This is a genomic window from Brevundimonas sp. (assembly GCF_029946145.1).
Classification (GTDB): domain Bacteria; phylum Pseudomonadota; class Alphaproteobacteria; order Caulobacterales; family Caulobacteraceae; genus Brevundimonas.
This window is the reverse complement of record NZ_JAQSDY010000007.1, coordinates 1-17,870: the sequence shown is the minus strand read 5'-3', so window position 1 is coordinate 17,870 and position 17,870 is coordinate 1. Positions and strand designations below refer to the sequence as shown.

Sequence of the window (17,870 nt, the reverse complement as noted above, 5' to 3'; positions counted from 1 at the left end):
CGGGTTTCATAGAGGCGATGGCGACGCTAAAAGCCGGTCTTGGCGCTACCGGCGGCGTCGGTTAGGCCCGGTTCATCGTGATCTCCACCAAGCCTCGTAACGCGGGGTCCCAAACGCCGGATCCAGGTTCTGTCCGTCAGGCCGCAAAGGTTAGCTCTATGCCGCAGGTTTCCGTCGTTGTGCCGGTTTATAATGCTGAGAAATACATCTCCGAAACACTGATGTCGATCGCAGGGCAAACCTTTGGCGACTTCGATGTGCATGTCGTCGATGACTGTTCCACGGACGGCTCGGCTGCGATCATTCAGCAGTTTTGCACGCAGGACGATCGCTTTCACTATCATCGCTCCGCCACCAACTTCGGGGGGCCCGCCGGGCCTCGAAATCTGGGTGTAGAGCGATCGAGCGGCGACTATATTGCGTTCTGCGATGCCGATGACCTTTGGGCCCCACACAAGCTGGAACTGCAGGTGAGCGTCGCGAGCGAGAACGGCGTAGACGTCGTTTCGGGGATAACGCGAGATTTCCCCGACGGAAAGACGCCTGAGGCCTTTGAGAAGCCCCAAGGGCGCATCCCATTGAGTACGATCACGCATGGCAGGCTTCTTCTGAAGAGCTGGATTGCGCTTTCAAGCGTTCTGGTGCGCCGCTCATCCCTGGTCGCGGTCGGTCCGTTCAATACCGCCCGATCACATATCGCAGTGGAAGACTATGACATGTGGCTCCGTCTCACGGAGCGCGGGGCGCGCGTGCTTCGCGTCGGAGTTCCGCTGGTTCATTACCGAAAAGTGCCGACGTCGATTTCGGCCAAGAAGTTCACGCAGATTCGAAAGGCACTCAACGTTATTGGCGAAGACTATGCTAGGCGGGGAAAAGCAGTAATCTACGTCTTTCTACGGCCTGTGCACTTGGCTTTGTACCTGGGCACGTCAGCCTATATGCGCGGGCTGCGACGCGAACTTTAGTTCCTGATCCGTGACAACAATTGGATTTTCACATGACATCTCGCCACGACTTGAAGCGAATCCTGGTCACAGGAGCTGCCGGCTTTCTCGGAAGCCATCTGTGCGATCGGTTGATCGCACAGGGCCACGAGGTACTGGGCGTCGACAATTATTTCACCGGAAGGCGGTCGAACATCGCGCATCTTCTTGGTGAGCCGCGCTTCGAAATGATGCGCCACGACGTGACCTTTCCGCTGTTTGTGGAGGTCGACGAGATTTATAATCTCGCCTGCCCGGCGTCGCCGATTCACTACCAGCACGATCCCGTCCAGACGACGAAGACAAGTGTGCACGGCGCAATCAACATGTTAGGCCTCGCGAAACGCACGGGAGCCAAAATTCTCCAGGCCTCGACGTCGGAAGTATACGGAGACCCGGCGGAACACCCGCAGACTGAGGGATATTGGGGCAACGTGAACCCGATCGGTCCCCGATCCTGCTATGACGAAGGAAAGCGTTGTGCGGAAACGCTATTCTTCGATTATCACCGTCAGAACGGCGTCCGCATCAAGGTGATGCGCATTTTCAATACGTATGGCCCGCGAATGCACCCGGAGGACGGGCGCGTCGTGTCGAACTTCATCATGCAGGCCCTGACGGGAGAGCCCATCACCATCTATGGAGATGGTAGCCAGACGCGCTCGTTTTGCTACGCTGACGATCTGATCGACGGCATGATCAAGTTGATGGCATCACCTGACGAAGTAACAGGACCTATCAACGTCGGGAATCCGAACGAATTCACTATCCGTCAGCTTGCGGAAAAAGTCGTCGAAATGGTCGGCATCGATGCGGCGATCGTATTCAAGGATCTTCCGGTGGACGATCCGATGCAGAGACGCCCCGATATCACCAAGGCGAGAACGTTGCTCGACTGGGAGCCGAAGATTGAACTCAATACCGGCCTCGCTCATACGATCGACTATTTTCGTGCGCTTGTGAACGAGAGACGGGACGCGTGATCCAACCGATGAAATCCCGGCTCAAAGCCCGCAGGGCGCCGTCGTCGCCGATAATGGCGATTCTGAAGTTCACGGCGGGGTACGCCGTCATCGCCATGCTCTTCACCGGCGTCGTGTTCGATTATTGGGCATTCGGATTTGTTCTGTTGCTGGTCGGATCAGCCTGTATCGCGCTGGCTGGATATGGGGTTGTTACTTCTCAGTCGAACGCGCCGGTGACCCGTCTCCTGTACACGACGACGATGTTCAACATTGTCGTCTGCCTGGTAGCGCTGCTCGGCTTGCTGGCGATGTATTACGAGCGCACATCCGTTCGGGGGATCGACTACGCCAACCTCGGCATGGCTGGCGCGCGGGCCGAGTTCAATCGGGCCGGGCGTGGCGGCCTGCTCAGCATTTTCGGCAACCTGTTCTCGGCGGCAGTCTACCTGCCGCTGGTTAATCTGATTTTTGACTGGGAGCGATGGGACAGGAGTAGGTTCGTAGTCTTGGGGCTCGTGATCCTTGGCCTTCTTGGCCTGACTTACATCACAGGGGGACGGACGGCGCTGATGATCGCGGTCGCGATGGCTGCGGCCGCGATGCTGGGCCGCGGCGCGCTCGGCATGAGGAGCTTGCCGAGCTTCCTGAGTCCCGCCAAGCTTGCCTTGAGTATCTTTACTGTCGCAGGCATATTCGGTGCAGTATTTGCTCTCAGAGCGAGTGCATTCGGTGCGTCTAGCGCGGCTACATATTTGTCCCAGATGTGCGTTCACCTGTCCCAGCCAACCACCGAAATCATGGTCCGGTGCTCAACCATAGCTCAAGCGAGTGGGTTTCACATCCTCGACGAGGTCTTGAACTACGGGACCGCTGTGCTGCTCTACGCCTTTCACGTTGCCTGGGTGGGCAACGTCATTATCGACGCCCCGAACCCGGGCGCGCTCACCTCGTTCGTCGGTCCACAGGACATGTTCCTCGGGCGTTTTGGCTTCGAATTGGTGGCCACCGATTATGACGGCTATTTCATTCCAGCCTCAGCCGGTCTGGTTTATGACTTCGGCTATCTGGAGATGGCGCTGGGGTTCGCCCTCCTGGGCGGGCTGGCCGGACTTTTTCGAAACATGATGGTTTCCGGATACTTCTTCTTCGGGCGAATTGCGTTCTCTCTCACTGCCGCCGGCCTTCTGATCTCTGTGATGATCAGCCCGGTAAATTTGCCGGTGCTGTTGCTCGCGATCATGGCGATCACAGCGATCGCCGGGGCCGCGTATTTTGCACGCTTGATCGGACTGATACCCTCTAACAGCGTTGTCAGGGAACTCCGTCGCGGAACGGGATCTCCTCCCAAGGTTCCAAGATGAAGAGCTATCAATCCGTGGGGGTCGCACAAATTTACCCTTGGCGTCCCCATGCTTTCCAGCGCGACTATCTGTTGTCCTTGGCGCGTGAAGCTGGCGCGCGAACCAGCGAACTGGTCTGCAATGGCTCCTTCGTCCGTTGCTACGACAAGCAGTATCAGACACTGGGGTTCGGAACGGTCGATCACTGTGTGAAATGTCGCCTGGGCCGTGGCCGCGAGTCGTCCGATCGCCCATTCAAGGTCGATTGGTCGAAAAAGAACATCCCGGTCCTTGGCGAGGAACAGGCGATGATCTCCAACCGGGCAGCTATTGTACGCGCCGAGGTTCAGGGAGATCTCGGGACGGAGGTCGGCGCCGATGGCCTGGTGCAGGCCTACCGTGCGGGATACCACTCTGCCATTCGCTGGATCGAGGAATGCAATCTGGATCTTGTCCTCGTGTTCAACGGACGGATCGACCTGCTGAAAGGCGTCGTCGATGCGGCCGTCGCGTCCGGCGTTGACTTCATGTCATACGAGCGATCCTGGTTCGGTGACGGTCTGATGATGCTGCCGAACGAGAACTGTCTTGGCCTGCGTCACATCCATGCGATGTGCGCAGCGGTCGGGGCGTCGACACTGGCCGAAGAGGACAGGCTCCGCGCCGAGCAGATCATCAACGCGCGCGTGCACCGGACAGGCAGCAACGAGTGGCGCGACTTCCAGAAGCGGGGCGCGACGGAGTATGTCGATCTCATCAGCCAGATAGGGCGTCCGCCCAAGGTGCTGGTGCTGCCGTCCAGCACCTACGAAACCTGGGGCCATGACGACTGGCGCGTCGAATGGACCGACAACTTCGAAGCGATCGACTATCTTCAGTCCATTCTCGGGATTCCGTTTGAAGACTTCCTTGTGCGCGGCCATCCGATATGGGCGCAGCGGGTAGGGGTGAGTTTCGGCGAAAGGGCCGACCGCCATTATCGCGAATACTGCGAACGGCGCGGCATCCGGTACCTTGAGCCCGGTTCCGCCGTGCATACCTCCGCCCTCATTGATGCCTCGGAGCTGATTGCACTGAATGCCGGCAGTTCGGTGATAGAGGCGGTCTGGCGCGGAAAACCGGTCGTCTCCCTAGCTGCAAGCATCTATCAGCACATCGGAGTTTGCCCCACTCTTCTCGGGCCGGGCCAATCACTGGAACTACCCGACGACGCTACCCGCCGGCGCCAGATCGTCAAGTTCATTCACGCAATGGATCGGATTGCGCCGACGTTCGTGAACCATCTGAAAGCCGTGTCTTCGGGCGAGCAGCAGGCGTTCGAAGGGGGAGATTTTGGCGACATCGCGCGTCAATTCCAGGCCGATTCCCTGATGGCTCCTGGCAAGAACAAAGCGGCGGTCGGAGCTCCGATCAAGCGGGAGCCGACTTTGGTAGAGAACGCGCGCAAGCTGTTCAAGTATGGCGATCGCTGAGGACTATGAAAACGTTTTTCTCGTCGACCCTGTTGCTGGGGACAGCTTCGGTCGTTCACGCGATGAGAGTAATCATCCTCTCCCTCCTGCTCGGCAACCGCGAGTTTGGCACGGTATCGACGATTCTGCTGATATCAACCCTGTTCGCGGAATTCGGGTCGCTGGGCTTTTCGCAGCTCGTTTACAATCAGGGACTCTATACTCCCCGGATCATAAGCCGGGCGTCCGTGAACGTCAGTCGCTTCCTGCTTACGGGACTTTCGATCGTAAGCACGATGGCGGTTATGACGGCCCTGGTGATTTCGACCGCGGGCCTTTTTCATTTCTGGACACTGTTCCCGACGCTGATCTGCGCTGCGGCGAACGTAATGATCCTCGCTTCGTGCCGCGCGTCGAACAACAAGTTCACGCACCCTGCGGCCTATTTCCTCAAGTCTCTAATCGTCCTGATCGACATCGCGGTTCTGGGCTCGGGGCATTTCGCGATCGATACGATCATGTTGTGGGGCGAGATACTCGCCACGCCAGTACTGCTTTTCTATGCAATGCGGAGCGGCATTCTCCGCCCGCGTTGGTCGGTCCTTCGCAAGTTGCCCAGCCTCGTTGCGGCGCACAGGAACGTCGCGTTTTGGGCGATCATGTCCTCGATGACGGCGCTCCTGTTCCTTAATCAGGAACGGATAGCGGGAGGGTCCTTCCTCACGCTCGAACAGATGGGGATCATCACAAAGATCATCCTGATCAAGATCATCGGCGGTCAATCGGCATTCATTCTCGGCACCTATTTCCATCGCCATATCGTAGGGTCAGGGCAGGCGGGGCGGGTGCGGTCATTTGCCATTATTCGTCGGTACGAGTTTTGGGCCTATTCGGCGGTGGCGCTTATTTGCCTCGCCATGACGATCCCGGTTCAATGGGCCTACAAGGCCTTCTACGATATCGAGTTGACCTATGCGGTCGCGATTTCCGCGATGGTTCTGGGGATCGTCTTCTTCTTTAATCCATTCGCCATTCTGCTACAGGCGTCCGGCAAATTCGGAACGATCGCGCGGTACAATGCCGTCGCGGTGACGCTATTCATGATTCTGGCGATATTCAGCGTCGACAGTAGTTACGTTGTCATAACCTCGGCGGCGACGTCGCTGCTCTGGTATATTCTCGTCCGACGCGCAGCCTATCGGCTGCTCTGAGCTGGCTTACGGACGCGCAGTAATCTGTGCGCGAAGCGTCGCGACATCGTCGATCGACATGGCGCGGAACCTCGCGTCGACCTCGTCCATCGGAACCTCCGCCGGATCGAGACGGAACGGCTCGGCATCGATCGAGCGAAAGCCCGCTTTCTCGAACAGGTCGAGAAACTGGCTGTGCCGCAAACGGTTCATGTAAAGGAAGCGGCTGTTGTGCGGCTCCCATTGGCGATCGCTGTAGCGAAGGAAGTTGACGCGCGACACACCGCCTCCACGTGCGTAATGATCGCTATAATCGATCATGTGTACTGTGACGCCATCGGGTTTTAATCGTGCTCGCGCTGCGGCCAGGATTTCGATGAGCGAGGTCGGCGGAATATGCTCAAGAGTATCGACCGAATAGAAGCAGTCGAAATGTTCTTCGTCGATGCCCGTAATCCGCATGGGCGCTCGGTAATCAACGCCGAAGGCGATGAGATCGTCGAAGCTGGCAAACACGGGGACGGTCATACCGAGTCGCCGGGCCATATACTGGGCCGACTGATTGATCAGGTCGATCCGGGCTAGCCGGTCGACATCGAGCGTGGTGACCGATCCTACACCCATCATCCGCACCGCCAGCGCGATAGAAAGGTCCCGCCCGGCGCCGATTTCGAGGAAGCGTGTCTTGCTCAGATCGCCCTGGATCGCCGCAGCGGACAATAAAGCTTGCGCTCCAACGAATAGCTCGTCGAGCGCAGAATCCGGTCTTGGCCATTCATGCGTAACATGGCGCTGCAGGGCATGGTGGATTGCTCCGCCGAACGGAACCGCGGACAGAATGCGGAATGCGGCGCTCTTGGCTTTCCAGTGCATGTATTCTTTTTTCCTTGGGCAGATATGCTTCACCTCGCCGGAACAAATAAATCCCAGCTTGCCGGTGTTCCGCGCACGACGTCCCGCAATACTCGTCGCCCTAGTAAATGGTCAATATATTTGGGCGGCAATCCATAGCCAGGCCGTATCGCACGCAGATTTTCCGCCGTCAGCACGTCGCCTGCCTTCATGTCCTGCGCAATATAGAGTGAGCGCCGGAACAGCCGGGACCCTTCCTCGGCCTTGGTTCCGCCAAAGGTGACCGTGCCGATCGCCTGCCAAGCGCGATCGCATTCCTCCCGTAGCGCCCGGAACTCGGCCGGCTCCAGTGAGAAGGCGCTGTCGACCCCGCCGTCCGCGCGGGCGAGGGTGAAGTGCTTCTCGATGAGCGGCGCGCCCAGCGCGATGGAGGCGACGGCGACGCCCGTGCCCATCGTGTGATCCGACAGGCCGACCTCGCAGCCAAAGGTCTCCCGTATCGTCGGGATCGTCGCCAGATTGGTGTTGAGGGGCTCGGCGGGATAGGTGCTCGTGCACTTGAGCAGGATGGTATTCTGCGCGCCGGCGCGCCGGGCGGCCATTACGGCCTCACCGATTTCGGCGACCGTCGCCATGCCGGTGGACATGATCACCGGCTTCCCCGTCGCCGCGACCCGTTCGATCAACGGGATGTCGACAAGCTCAAATGAAGCGATCTTGTAAGCCGGCACGTCCAGCGTCTCGAGAAAATCGACCGCTGTCGAATCGAACGGCGAAGAGAAGCAGTGCAGCCCGAGCGACCTGGCGTGCTCCATGATCGGGGCGTGCCAGTCCCAGGGCGTGTGCGCTTCTTCGTAGAGGTCATAGAGGCTTCGACCGTTCCAGGGGCTTGCCGGGTCGTCGATCACGAAACCGGGCGTGTCGAGGTCAAGCGTCATCGTCGCCGCAGTGTAGGTCTGAAGCTTGATTGCGTCGGCGCCCGATGCCGCGGCGGCCGAAACGATCTCCAGGGCCCGGTCGAGCGAATGGTTATGATTGCCCGACATTTCGGCAATCAGATAGGGCTTGTGCCCGCGGCCGACCTGGCGGGATCCGATGCTGAAGGATTCACTCACTCTTCGATCTCAATTTTGCTGTAGGAGAATTTCTCGCGGGCGGACGTCCACTCATCGCGCAGGATTCCCATTCGCACGACGTCGTGGCGTGTCCCGTCCTTGATAACATGTTCGCGTAGCACACCCTCGACCTTGCATCCGAAGAGTTCGTGCAGCTTCACGACCTTTTCGTTGAAGCCGAGCACCTCGCACCAGACCCTGTTGAGGTCGAGCGTGAAGAACGCATAATCATATATGTTGCACTCCAGGGTCTTGGCCAAACCCTTCCCGCGTGCGGCCTCCTCGGCGATATAGTAGGCCCAGCAGCATCGCCGGTGCACCGGGTCGATGTCGTTCAGACTAAGCAGTCCGACGTCGGTTTCCGATTCCGATAGCTGGATCAGCCAGACCTTGTCCCGGTCCGACGCCGAAATCCGCTGATGCCATAACATCTGCGATTCAGGCGTGATCTCCGGATCGGTATACATGTATTTCGTTATATCTGGCAGCATTCGCCAGTGTCGAATAGTCTCCAGATCCTGTTCGAGAACTCGACGTAATCTAACAGCCATGGTCATGTCCTGAAAATTCTGTGGCCAGTATCCGGGTTATGCGCGCCACTCCCAACCCGTCGACCAGTCGAGATGCGGTCTCTGACATTTCCCGCCGCAGCGTTGGTTGCGAAAGCGTGGTCATGACGGCATGGCTGATGTGGCGCAATCTGCATTCGGAAGCGACTGCGAGAATATCGACCGCCAACAGCACATGCTCATCATGCAGATAGGGCAGGCTGTATCGTTGATTCTCCGCACAAACCAATCCGATGGTCGGCGCGCCCATGCAGCAGCGTTCCCATATGGCGCCGCCGCCAGCGCCGATCTGGAGATCGTGGCGCGCGAAGAAACGGGCAAGGTCGGGCAGGTCGATCGAGAGCGAACAGCGACCGTCAGAATCCGCCATCGCCTGAATCGATGCGACGTCGGGATTGGCGCTTGTGAGTGCGATCTCGACAACGCCTTCGAAGCCTGCAGCCCGAACGGCATCGAGCGCGACCGGCGTCACGTGCAGCAGATCTATGCCGCCCAGGAATATTCCGATGGAGGCGACGTCGTCGCGAAACGCATATTTGGGAGTCTCCGCATAGGCGTTCGAGATGAGAGCGTAGCGGGGCCCGGCCAGAAGGCACCCGATTCCGCTCATCACGTTTCGATACTTGGCCTGGTGATCGGGATGGAAATTGTGATCGATCACGACATCGGCGAGCAGGCTGCGATCAGCCAGATCGTCAATCACCGCCAGACGGCATTGCAACGCTTCGCCAACCTTCGCATGCCAACGCGCATCGAAAGCGTAGTGATCCACGATCACCCAATCGACATTCCCGGCCTGTGTCGCGGCGATCGTCTCCGCGGCGTCGAAGCTCCAGTCGGCGCGCGCCCACCGGGCGTGGGCCGGCGCATCCGGGTCGACGAGGGTTGGCTCCGGTGCCGGAGGCAAGGCGACGAATTCGAAGCTCTCGCGAAGGAAAAGCGGCCCATAGTCAAAATCGTGCTGCCGGCAGACGAACAGCACATCAAGGCCTTGCGTCCGAATTTCATGGGCGAGCGACAGGCAGCGCCGAAGATGACCGGTCCCGATCTCCGACGAAGCGTCGACCCGAAACACAAAACGCATGGTCACCTGATCTTGAAAAGCGGCACCAGCGGATCGCACCGTAAGCGGGATTTGATGTCGCCGTCGTCGAGTGCGGCGCGCATCATCGGCATCAGATGGCGATAGGCCTGCAGAAGCGTATCGATGTCTTCCGCGCTGTGAGCATGGCTGAGGTTGTGCGATCCGAGGCACAGGATTCCGCGCTGGTGGAACTCCTGCATCATCAAGGTCTTCATTTCGAAAGCACTGGCGGTCGGCTGATCAGGCATCACGAAGAATGACCAGGCGGGATGGCCCTTCACCGCAAAGACGCCCTCGAGGCCATTTTCCGCAAGGATCGACCGGGCGCCCTCGATAAGCTTTTCACCCGTCTTCGCGATGCCTTCGAGGATTGGTTCGCGCTGCAGCTTTTGCAGGGTGGCTTTGGCCGCGGCCAACGAGAGCAGCTCTCCTCCGAAGGTAAAGGAGAAGAAAACCTCTTCCATCATCTGCATGATATCGGCGCGGCCCGCGATCGCGGACACAGGATACCCGTTCGCCAGCCCCTTGCCAAAGGTCGCCAGGTCGGGCGTGACGCCGAAATATTGTTGGGCGCCGCCGTTGGTATAGCGAAAGCCAGTGATTGTTTCGTCGAAAACGAGCACCGCGCCGTGGCGGCTGGCGAGGTCGCGGACGCCCTCGAGGAAGCCGGTTTGGGGATACTCGACGTTCATCGGCTCAAGGATGATCGCCGCGATCTGGCCCGGCCATTCTGCGAGGACGGCTTCAAGCGAGGCGAGATCGTTGTATGCAAAGGGGTGCGACAGGTCGCGGGTGGCCTGCGGTACGCCGCGGTTGCGCGCCGTGGTGCCGATATACCAGTCCTGCCACCCGTGATATCCGCAGACCGCAACATGATCGCGGCCGGTAAAGGCGCGCGCGATGCGGATCGCGCCCGATGTCGCGTCGGAGCCATTCTTGCCGAAGCGCACCTTTTCGGCGCACGGCACCATCTCGCAGATCAGTTCCGCGACATCGGCTTCGAGCGACGCCGGCAGTGACAGAATGACGCCTCGATCAAGCTGATCGCGCACCGCACCGTCGACATCGGGATCCCCGTAGCCGAGCGTCACCGAGCACAGGCTGCTTATGAAATCGACATACTCATTGCCGTCGATGTCCCAGACATGGCTTCCGCGGCCGCGCTCGAGATAGAGCGGCGATACGCCCACCGGAAACTGGGTGCGGCTTTTGGAAAAGGTCTGGCTCCCCAAGGGGATCACTCGCTCGGCACGTGCGAGTTGCTGAATGGAGCGGTCGAATGTGCGCACTAGGAAGCTCCTTTGTCCGCGTCCTGCCAAACAGGATAGGGGGCGGGTTCTTTGTAGAAAATGCTCAGGCCGACGCGCTCGTCGGAGTCGGCGTCAAAACCATTGCCGGCGTGGGACAGCGGATATTTTGCGGCGAGGCTGAAGAGTCCCGTCGCGAGCGGAATCCGGGAATAGTCCTGCTTGTAGGACCAAAGGCCCTCGTGATGCGCATATGCGCGGCGGTGCTGGCGGGCGGGATCGAAATCGACGATGGCCAGATAGCCGCCGGGACGCAGTACGCGATAGGCCTCGCCCATGGCCGGAAGCAGATGCCTACGATCGACGAGGTAAAGGCAGAATCCGAATAGAACGAGATCGCTCGATTCATCGGCCAGCGGCAGGGCTTCCGCGGTTCCGCGATGCAGGGTCATCGGCAAGCCCCGGTCGGCCGCCATGCGGTTACCGTCGGCGACGGCTTGCGCCGAGGGTTCGATCCCGACACCCTCACAGCCCAGCGCCTTGCAAAGCTTCACCAACTCGGCGCCGTTACCGCAGCCGATTTCAGTCGCAAGCGCGATTTTCGCACCGGCGCCGCTCAGGAAATCGATCAGCATCGTGGTCGAAGGTCTTGCGAGGTCGGGGGTGAGATGCGCCCGGTTTCTATCGAAGAAGCCGTCACCTTCACTTTCCAAGAAAACGTCTCGCTGGATTGTCATCCCGATTCTCCTTCGGCCCCAGGAGCGCCATTCTGTTCAGGAGGCATGGTTACAAGCCCTTCGTTGCGAAGATGCGGATTCGTCGCGCGGAGCGTTGAATCGGCCTGGAGAAGCCTTAGCAGATCAAAGAGGTCCGCGGTCAGAGGGGCGTCGAGCCTGCTCCACAAGGTGCGTACAAGATCGAGGTCGTCGGGATAATCCACGGTCAATCGGATGTGAGAGCAATCGCCGAGGAAGCTATGGTTCGCCATTCGTAGTTGCGGCGCTGCCGTGGTGTACATCCAGTAGCTGACATGTTCGCGCTCGACCGGCATGCGGGCCTCGGCATGAGCGCGCCGAAGCAGGGCCGAGGTGAATACCTCGACATCCATGCCGTCCGGGAAGGTCGGGGGCGCCACATTTGAACAATAGTCCGTGCCCTGCGCATGATGGAGGTTAATGACCGCATCGATCAGCGTCGGGTCCATCAGCGGGCAATCGCCGGTAAGTCGCACATAGTGGTCGGCGGGATAGGCGGTCGCGGCGCCATGAAAACGCGCCAGAACATCGTCAAGCGCGCCGCGAAAAACGGGGGTTCCCTGAGCTTCCACGCATGCCGCGAGCTCATCGTCCGATTCGTCCTCACTGGTGACGAGGACAATGCCGTCGAGATGTTGGGCGCGGGCGACGCGGTCGATCATTGAAAGGATCATCGGACGGCCGCCCAGGTCGGCGAGCACCTTTCCGGGCAGCCGCCTGCTCGAACAGCGAGCCTGGATGAAAGCGAGCGTGCGCGTCATGCGGAGAGCCATGTCCTAGGGTCGATAACAGACGGGTCGTCGCTCGCCAATTCGGGAGCGGTGATCGCAGTCGCGCGCTCCCACGCCTCGCCGATAGCCCGCAGTTGGGCCTCGCTGTCGACGCCGACCAGGCAAAAATCGACCATCGAAAATCCCTTGGCGATCGCCAGCGCGGCTTCGAGCGGCTGAATATTCCGGCGTCTGCACCATGCATGCCATTCTTCCACGGCCGGCGCTGCAGCGGGCAGACGCTTCGCGGCGGCTGACGGCTCCATCAACAGAAGCCCCTGCAGGAACACCGAACGAAGCGATACCTCGAGGCCCCTCAATATCGCGTCCTGATCCAGAATGCGCTGATCGAGGGCGTTGCCTGGCAATTGCGCCATCCTGCAATCGGGCCAGGTGGCGGGTTCGAGCAGCGTCGTTCCGTCATAGTGCGAGGCGCCGAGTTCGATTTCGCCGTCGTCGAGCAAACTACCCAGCGTCTCGCGTGCGACACGGCCGCGTTCGCCGAGCGTCATCGCTGCATCATGGAAGATGAGCCCGCGAAGCCGATCACCAAGCCTGCGCCGACTTGTTTCGACTGTCTCGACGAGCCAGGGAACGAAACCCTCGTCGCCCAAGCCAGCGGGAGTTCCCGGTATCTTCGATACGATCGAAAAGTTCCGACTTCCACATAGCCCGGCGAGGCGCGGCTCGATGTCGCCATACCCCGGCGCGGTGTCGAGTCGCCGTATGCCCATCTCCCACGCCGCGGACAGAATCTTCGCCGCCGTCGCGTCATCGGCCCGGCGTGCGCTAGCTATTCCGTAGTCGACGCCGAACTGGACCGTACCCAGCGCGAGCTCCATGATTGCGGTCAGACCTGAAGCGCAGCGGCAAGGCTGCTGACGACATAGTCCTGTTCCGCTTCCGTCAGATCGGGGAACAGCGGCAGCGTGATTGCCTTGTCGTAGAAGGCCTCGCTTGCCGGGAAATCACCCTGAGCGAAGCCTTTCGACTGATAATAGGGCTGCAGGTGGATCGGAATGTAGTGGACATTCGCGAGGATGTCGGCTGCCCGAAGCGCCTCAAACACGGTCTCGCGCGATATGCCGTCCATGACCTCTACCGCATACAGATGATGCGCCGACTGACGGTCGTTCAGCCGCACCGGCAGCTTCAGCGCGAGTCCAGCCAGTCGCTCGTCATAGCGCCGCGCCGCGGCGTCGCGCCTTTCGAATTTTTCATCGAGGCTCTTCAGTTGGGAACTGCCCAGCGCCGCCTGGATATCGGTGATCCGATAATTGAAGCCAAGGTCGATCTGCTGATAGTACCACGGGCCCTCGCTCGGCTTGGTCATCTTCGCGGGATCGCGGGAGATGCCGTGGCTGCGCAAAAGCCGTAGCCGGTCGGCCAGGGCGTCGTCATCGGTCAGACAAAGCCCGCCCTCGCCCGTCGTCACGATCTTCACCGGGTGGAATGAGAAGACGCTGATGTGGGCATGGCGGCCGATCGGCTCGCCGCGATAGGTCGCGCCGACGGCGTGCGAACTGTCCGAGATGATCTTGAAGCCGTAACGATCGGCGAGCGCGCGGATTTCCACAAGGTCGCATGGAAGCCCGCTGAAATCAACGGGGATCACCACCTTGGGAAGCCGGCCGTCCTTCTCCGCCTGGATCAACCGCATCTCCAGCGTATCGACGGACATGTTGCGGGTGATGGGATCGATATCGACGAAATCGACGTCGGCGCCGCAATAGAGCGCGCAGTTGGCCGAGGCGACGAAGCTGATTGGCGAGGTCCAGACAAGATCGCCGGGACCGACGCCGACGGCGAGACAGGCGATGTGCAGCGCCGCCGTGGCGTTGCAAACCGCGACGGCGTGGGCCGATCGGTGCAGCGTGGCGAAGTCGGTCTCGAACCTTTCGACGGCCGGCCCTTGCGTCAGGAACGGCCCGCGCAGGACCTCGACCACTGCCGCGATATCAGCGTCGCTGATTTCCTGACGGCTGTACGGAATTGGTTTTGCCATCGACGGTCAGAAAGCGGGGTCAATGTGCTGGCGGATCAGCATCCGTATTTCCTCGACGGTCAGGAAGTGTTCGTTGGTCCCGCTGTCATAGGAGAAGCCCTCGGTGACCCGCGTCGCGCCGCGGGCGGAACAATACCGGTCGATCGCGTCCGGATCGCCCGAGGGCAGGATTGCGTAATAGTCGCCGATGTCAATGGTATTGGGGCTGTCGCTGGCGGTGATCATCTCTTCATGGATCTTCTCGCCGGGGCGGATGCCGATGATCTGCTGTTCAGCCGACGGGGCGATCGCGCGGGCCACGTCGGTGACGCGGTAAGACGGGATCTTGGGCACCAGAATCTCGCCTCCTTCGGCGTTGTTCAGAGCCCACATCACCAAAGACACGCCGCCTTCGAGCGAGATGTTGAAACGCGTCATTGCCGCATCGGTGATCGGCAGGCTGCCGTGATCGCGGCGACCTAGGAAAAAGGGAATGACCGAGCCGCGACTGCCCATGACGTTGCCGTAGCGGACCACGCTGAAACGTATGTCACGTGCGCCCCGGATATTATTCGCGGCAATGAAAAGCTTGTCTGAGCAGAGCTTGGTCGCGCCATACAGATTGACCGGCGCGGCGGCCTTGTCGGTCGACAGGGCGACGACGCGCGTCACACCGGCGTCGAGGCACGCCTCGATGATGTTCTGGGCGCCAATGACGTTCGTCTTGATGCACTCGAACGGGTTGTACTCGGCCGCCGGCACCTGCTTCAGGGCCGCCGCATGGATGACCGTGTCCGTACCTTCCATCGCACGGCGAACGCGATCGGCGTCCCGTACATCGCCGATAAAGTAGCGGAGGAACGGATAGCGTGACTCGGGGAATTCCTGAGCCATTTCGAATTGTTTCAGCTCGTCGCGAGAAAATATCACCAACCGCTTTGGCGATGCGCTTTCAACGACATGACGAACAAACGCTTTGCCAAAAGATCCTGTGCCCCCCGTCAAAAAAATGGAAGCATCGTCGAGCTGGAAGGGAACCAAGGATATTCCTTCTTCGAATGGAGTGGCCGCCCATACCAAGGCGTGTTTGTAAGGGTAATGTGTCGCGACGGTCCCCTACATCAGATGACGTTTCCTTACCAGTCGCGACGTTCGTCCTCCTGACCAGGGCGATGCTCACCGGCCCACGCACGAGGCGCTCGATTGAAGGAGGCGGCCTGCGCGTTGAGCGAGCCCGGGATGGGAGCCTGGCCGTGCGTGGCTTCGCTTGGCGCGCATCCGGTTCAGGCGATGGCGGTTTTGAGTCCGGAACTGACTGGCTGGGGAGGGGACCAGCCAGTCTGCTCCCAGTGAGAACGGTCAACGAGCAACGGTTTGAACAGGCTTTCGAACGTTTCCGTCCTGCCGAGTGATGTCAGTGCAAGTCGCATGGCTGCGGCCGGCACATTCAGGACGGCGCCCGGTCGGTCGGCGGCCCGGCACAACTCCAGATATGTTTGTCGAACCGTCAGATCCCTCTCGTCTGCCGGAAGCAATATGGTCGACGTGGACGGACGGACAGGTCGGCTGGCCAGGGTCAGGATGGCGTCATTGAAATTCTGCAGCGACACCATGCTCCGCTGAGCGGCCGCGCACCCCAGAGGCAGGGGCAGACCGTGCCGAGCGGCTCGCGCCAACAAAGCGAAGTTTCCCTTGGCTTCGGGACCATAGATCAACGGCGAGCGAACAATTGCGAGGTCCAGCCCGGACCTGGCTGCAAAGGCCTGTAACCGCTGTTCGGCTTCGACCTTTGAACGGGCAAAGGGAGACTTTGGATGATATGGGCCTTCCGGCGAGAGCGGGGCGTCACTCCAGCGCCCATGAACAAGCATGGAGCTCACGAAAACAAACCGCCTGACGCCAGCCGCATGGGCCAACTCGGCCGTGCGCATGGCTAAATCGACGTTGACGGCCTTGTATTCAGCCTCTGTGGCTTTCCGATGTGCGATGCCGGCCAGATGGATTACGACATCGATGTTGCGAAAATCTGAAGCGTTCACAGGGATCGCTGAGATCTGGCGCCCGGCCAGGGTGTCGCCTCCACGCGAGTAAAGCCGGATTCGGCCCGGCCTGGCGTCGAGGAGGTATTTGCTGAGGGACCGGCCGACAAAGCCCGTCGCGCCGACGACGGCTATGGTCGCGTCAGTCCTCACTTACGTCGGCCTCCCTGTCCCATTACACTTGTAATGGCAGTTGTGTTCATCGGCCTGGGCTCTTCGCAGCATCGCCTGATCCTGCACCGCTGGCGGTCGCCCATAGTATGCGAAGATCGCGCTTGATTGACCAGGCGTGGCCATATGTCTTGTCGATTTCCGCCAATAGCTGGGGCGTCGACATGTCAATCCTGCGTATCTGGGCGACGCCGGTAATTCCGGGGACCAGGGCGAAAACGTTGTGCTCGCGCCGCGCTTCGGTCAGGTCGGTCTGATTGGGCAACCCCGGTCGCGGACCGACGAAGGACATGGTTCCGTTAAGCACGTTCCAGACTTGCGGCAGTTCGTCGATCTTCAGGCGGCGAAGCAGGCGGCCCGTGAAAAGTATGCTGTTCGCCCCAACACCGTGCGAGGGGAGGTTGGGCGTAGCGGCATGCATGGTCCGCAACTTCAGCAGTCGGAATGGCCGCTCGCGAAGGCCGAGGCGAGTCTGAAAGAAGAGGGGCGAAGCGCGCGCTTCAAGCGCAATCGGCAGGGCGACCAACGCGCATGCGACGACCGCGACGGGAGCCAGCGCGAGAGCAAGTATGACGTCGAAAATTCGCTTCATATAATCGAAATCTGCTCCCGGCCGACAGCCAATCAGGTCCCATCAACCCCGAGCGCGCGAACTGGTGGCGAGGAGTTGCGTCGTTCCCGCCATTTCGGCTGAAAGTCCGGCGCTTATCTCAAAGCGATGCACCCAAGGCAACCGGCGATTCAGGCCCGTCCGATCGAGGCGTAGCGGAAGCCGCGGGCTCGCATGTCCTCGGGCCGATAGACGTTCCTCAGATCCACCATCACCGGCTGGCGCATCAGCAGCTTGACCCGGTCCAGATCGAGGGCGCGGAACTGGTCCCACTCGGTCAGGATGACCACCACGTCGGCGCCCTCGACGGCCTCGTAGGGTCCGTCCCGGAACACCACCCCGTCCAGAAGTTTCGCCGCCTCGTGCATGCCCTCCGGATCGAAGGCGTTCACCGTCGCCCCCAGGGCGATCAGGGCCGGCGCCACGTCCAGCGAGGGCGCGTCGCGCATGTCGTCGGTATTGGGTTTGAAGGTCAGACCCAGCAGGGCCACGGTCTTGCCCTTCAACTCGCCCCCCATGGCCGCGGCCACCTTGCCGGCCATCGCCTTCTTGCGGGCGTCGTTGATGGCGACGGTGGTCTCGATCAGCCGCAGCGGCGCGCCGGCGTCGGTCGCCGTCCGCACCAGTGCCAGGGTGTCCTTGGGGAAGCACGATCCGCCATAGCCGGGCCCGGCGTGGAGGAATTTGCTCCCGATCCGCTTGTCCAGGCCGATGCCGCGGGCGACCTGCTGCACGTCCGCCCCGA

The 17,870-nt window shown here is 60.5% G+C and carries 18 protein-coding genes; 5 read left to right on the top strand and 13 right to left on the bottom strand.

What is annotated here, in order from left to right:
• The first annotated feature begins 158 nt into the window (after positions 1–158).
• From PSV23_RS01860 to PSV23_RS01840, 5 genes are read left to right on the top strand one after another with little or no spacing between them, the layout of a single operon-like run.
• Positions 159–965: a glycosyltransferase family A protein gene (locus PSV23_RS01860; RefSeq protein WP_300465807.1), complete on the top strand. Its 807-nt coding sequence runs from the start codon at positions 159–161 to the stop codon at positions 963–965.
• Between the two features lie 32 nt (positions 966–997).
• The gene (locus PSV23_RS01855) at positions 998–1,966 is read left to right on the top strand and encodes an SDR family oxidoreductase (protein ID WP_300465806.1); all 969 of its coding nucleotides are present in this window, start codon (positions 998–1,000) and stop codon (positions 1,964–1,966) included.
• On the top strand, positions 1,963–3,309 hold the full coding sequence (locus PSV23_RS01850; protein ID WP_300465805.1) for a hypothetical protein: 1,347 nt from the start codon (positions 1,963–1,965) through the stop codon (positions 3,307–3,309). The genes PSV23_RS01855 and PSV23_RS01850 overlap by 4 nt, the downstream gene beginning before the upstream one ends.
• A complete protein-coding gene (locus PSV23_RS01845; protein WP_300465804.1) occupies positions 3,306–4,760 on the top strand; it encodes a hypothetical protein in 1,455 nt (484 codons plus the stop codon). Before PSV23_RS01850 ends, PSV23_RS01845 begins: the two co-directional genes overlap by 4 nt.
• A gap of 5 nt (positions 4,761–4,765) precedes the next feature.
• Positions 4,766–5,950 (top strand): hypothetical protein, encoded by a 1,185-nt coding sequence (locus PSV23_RS01840; RefSeq protein ID WP_300465803.1) that lies wholly within the window; start codon positions 4,766–4,768, stop codon positions 5,948–5,950.
• 6 nt (positions 5,951–5,956) lie between these two features.
• Here the strand turns inward: PSV23_RS01840 and PSV23_RS01835 are convergent, their stop codons facing one another.
• From PSV23_RS01835 to PSV23_RS01775, 13 genes are all read right to left on the bottom strand, one after another.
• Positions 5,957–6,802 (bottom strand): class I SAM-dependent methyltransferase, encoded by an 846-nt coding sequence (locus PSV23_RS01835; RefSeq protein ID WP_300465802.1) that lies wholly within the window; start codon positions 6,800–6,802, stop codon positions 5,957–5,959.
• Positions 6,803–6,831: 29 nt separating this feature from the next.
• Complete coding sequence (gene pseI / locus PSV23_RS01830) at positions 6,832–7,896, bottom strand: pseudaminic acid synthase (protein WP_300465801.1); 1,065 nt, start codon at positions 7,894–7,896, stop codon at positions 6,832–6,834.
• The gene (gene pseH / locus PSV23_RS01825; RefSeq protein ID WP_300465839.1) at positions 7,893–8,447 is read right to left on the bottom strand and encodes a UDP-4-amino-4,6-dideoxy-N-acetyl-beta-L-altrosamine N-acetyltransferase; all 555 of its coding nucleotides are present in this window, start codon (positions 8,445–8,447) and stop codon (positions 7,893–7,895) included. The genes pseI and pseH overlap by 4 nt, the downstream gene beginning before the upstream one ends.
• Positions 8,437–9,549: a UDP-2,4-diacetamido-2,4,6-trideoxy-beta-L-altropyranose hydrolase gene (gene pseG, locus PSV23_RS01820; RefSeq protein WP_300465800.1), complete on the bottom strand. Its 1,113-nt coding sequence runs from the start codon at positions 9,547–9,549 to the stop codon at positions 8,437–8,439. The genes pseH and pseG overlap by 11 nt, the downstream gene beginning before the upstream one ends.
• A gap of 2 nt (positions 9,550–9,551) precedes the next feature.
• Positions 9,552–10,838: an aminotransferase class III-fold pyridoxal phosphate-dependent enzyme gene (locus PSV23_RS01815; RefSeq protein WP_300465799.1), complete on the bottom strand. Its 1,287-nt coding sequence runs from the start codon at positions 10,836–10,838 to the stop codon at positions 9,552–9,554.
• On the bottom strand, positions 10,838–11,533 hold the full coding sequence (locus tag PSV23_RS01810) for a class I SAM-dependent methyltransferase (RefSeq protein ID WP_300465798.1): 696 nt from the start codon (positions 11,531–11,533) through the stop codon (positions 10,838–10,840). The genes PSV23_RS01815 and PSV23_RS01810 overlap by 1 nt, the downstream gene beginning before the upstream one ends.
• Positions 11,530–12,312, bottom strand: coding sequence for a glycosyltransferase family protein (locus PSV23_RS01805; protein WP_300465797.1), 783 nt, complete (start codon positions 12,310–12,312; stop codon positions 11,530–11,532). The genes PSV23_RS01810 and PSV23_RS01805 overlap by 4 nt, the downstream gene beginning before the upstream one ends.
• Entirely contained in the window at positions 12,309–13,163 is an 855-nt protein-coding gene (locus PSV23_RS01800; RefSeq protein ID WP_300465796.1) for an aldo/keto reductase, read from the bottom strand. The genes PSV23_RS01805 and PSV23_RS01800 overlap by 4 nt, the downstream gene beginning before the upstream one ends.
• An 8-nt stretch (positions 13,164–13,171) precedes the next feature.
• Positions 13,172–14,326, bottom strand: a complete 1,155-nt coding sequence (gene pseC, locus PSV23_RS01795; protein ID WP_300465795.1) for a UDP-4-amino-4,6-dideoxy-N-acetyl-beta-L-altrosamine transaminase — start codon at positions 14,324–14,326, stop codon at positions 13,172–13,174.
• A gap of 6 nt (positions 14,327–14,332) precedes the next feature.
• Entirely contained in the window at positions 14,333–15,346 is a 1,014-nt protein-coding gene (pseB, locus tag PSV23_RS01790) for a UDP-N-acetylglucosamine 4,6-dehydratase (inverting) (protein ID WP_300465794.1), read from the bottom strand.
• Positions 15,347–15,588: 242 nt separating this feature from the next.
• Positions 15,589–16,497, bottom strand: coding sequence for an NAD-dependent epimerase/dehydratase family protein (locus tag PSV23_RS01785; RefSeq protein WP_300465793.1), 909 nt, complete (start codon positions 16,495–16,497; stop codon positions 15,589–15,591).
• 46 nt (positions 16,498–16,543) lie between these two features.
• Positions 16,544–17,107 carry a sugar transferase gene (locus tag PSV23_RS01780; RefSeq protein WP_300465792.1) on the bottom strand — a complete coding sequence of 188 codons (564 nt, stop codon included), beginning with the start codon at positions 17,105–17,107 and terminating at the stop codon, positions 16,544–16,546.
• Between the two features lie 149 nt (positions 17,108–17,256).
• A partial coding sequence (locus tag PSV23_RS01775) for a UDP binding domain-containing protein (RefSeq protein WP_300465791.1) occupies positions 17,257–17,870 on the bottom strand: 614 nt, incomplete at its 5' end.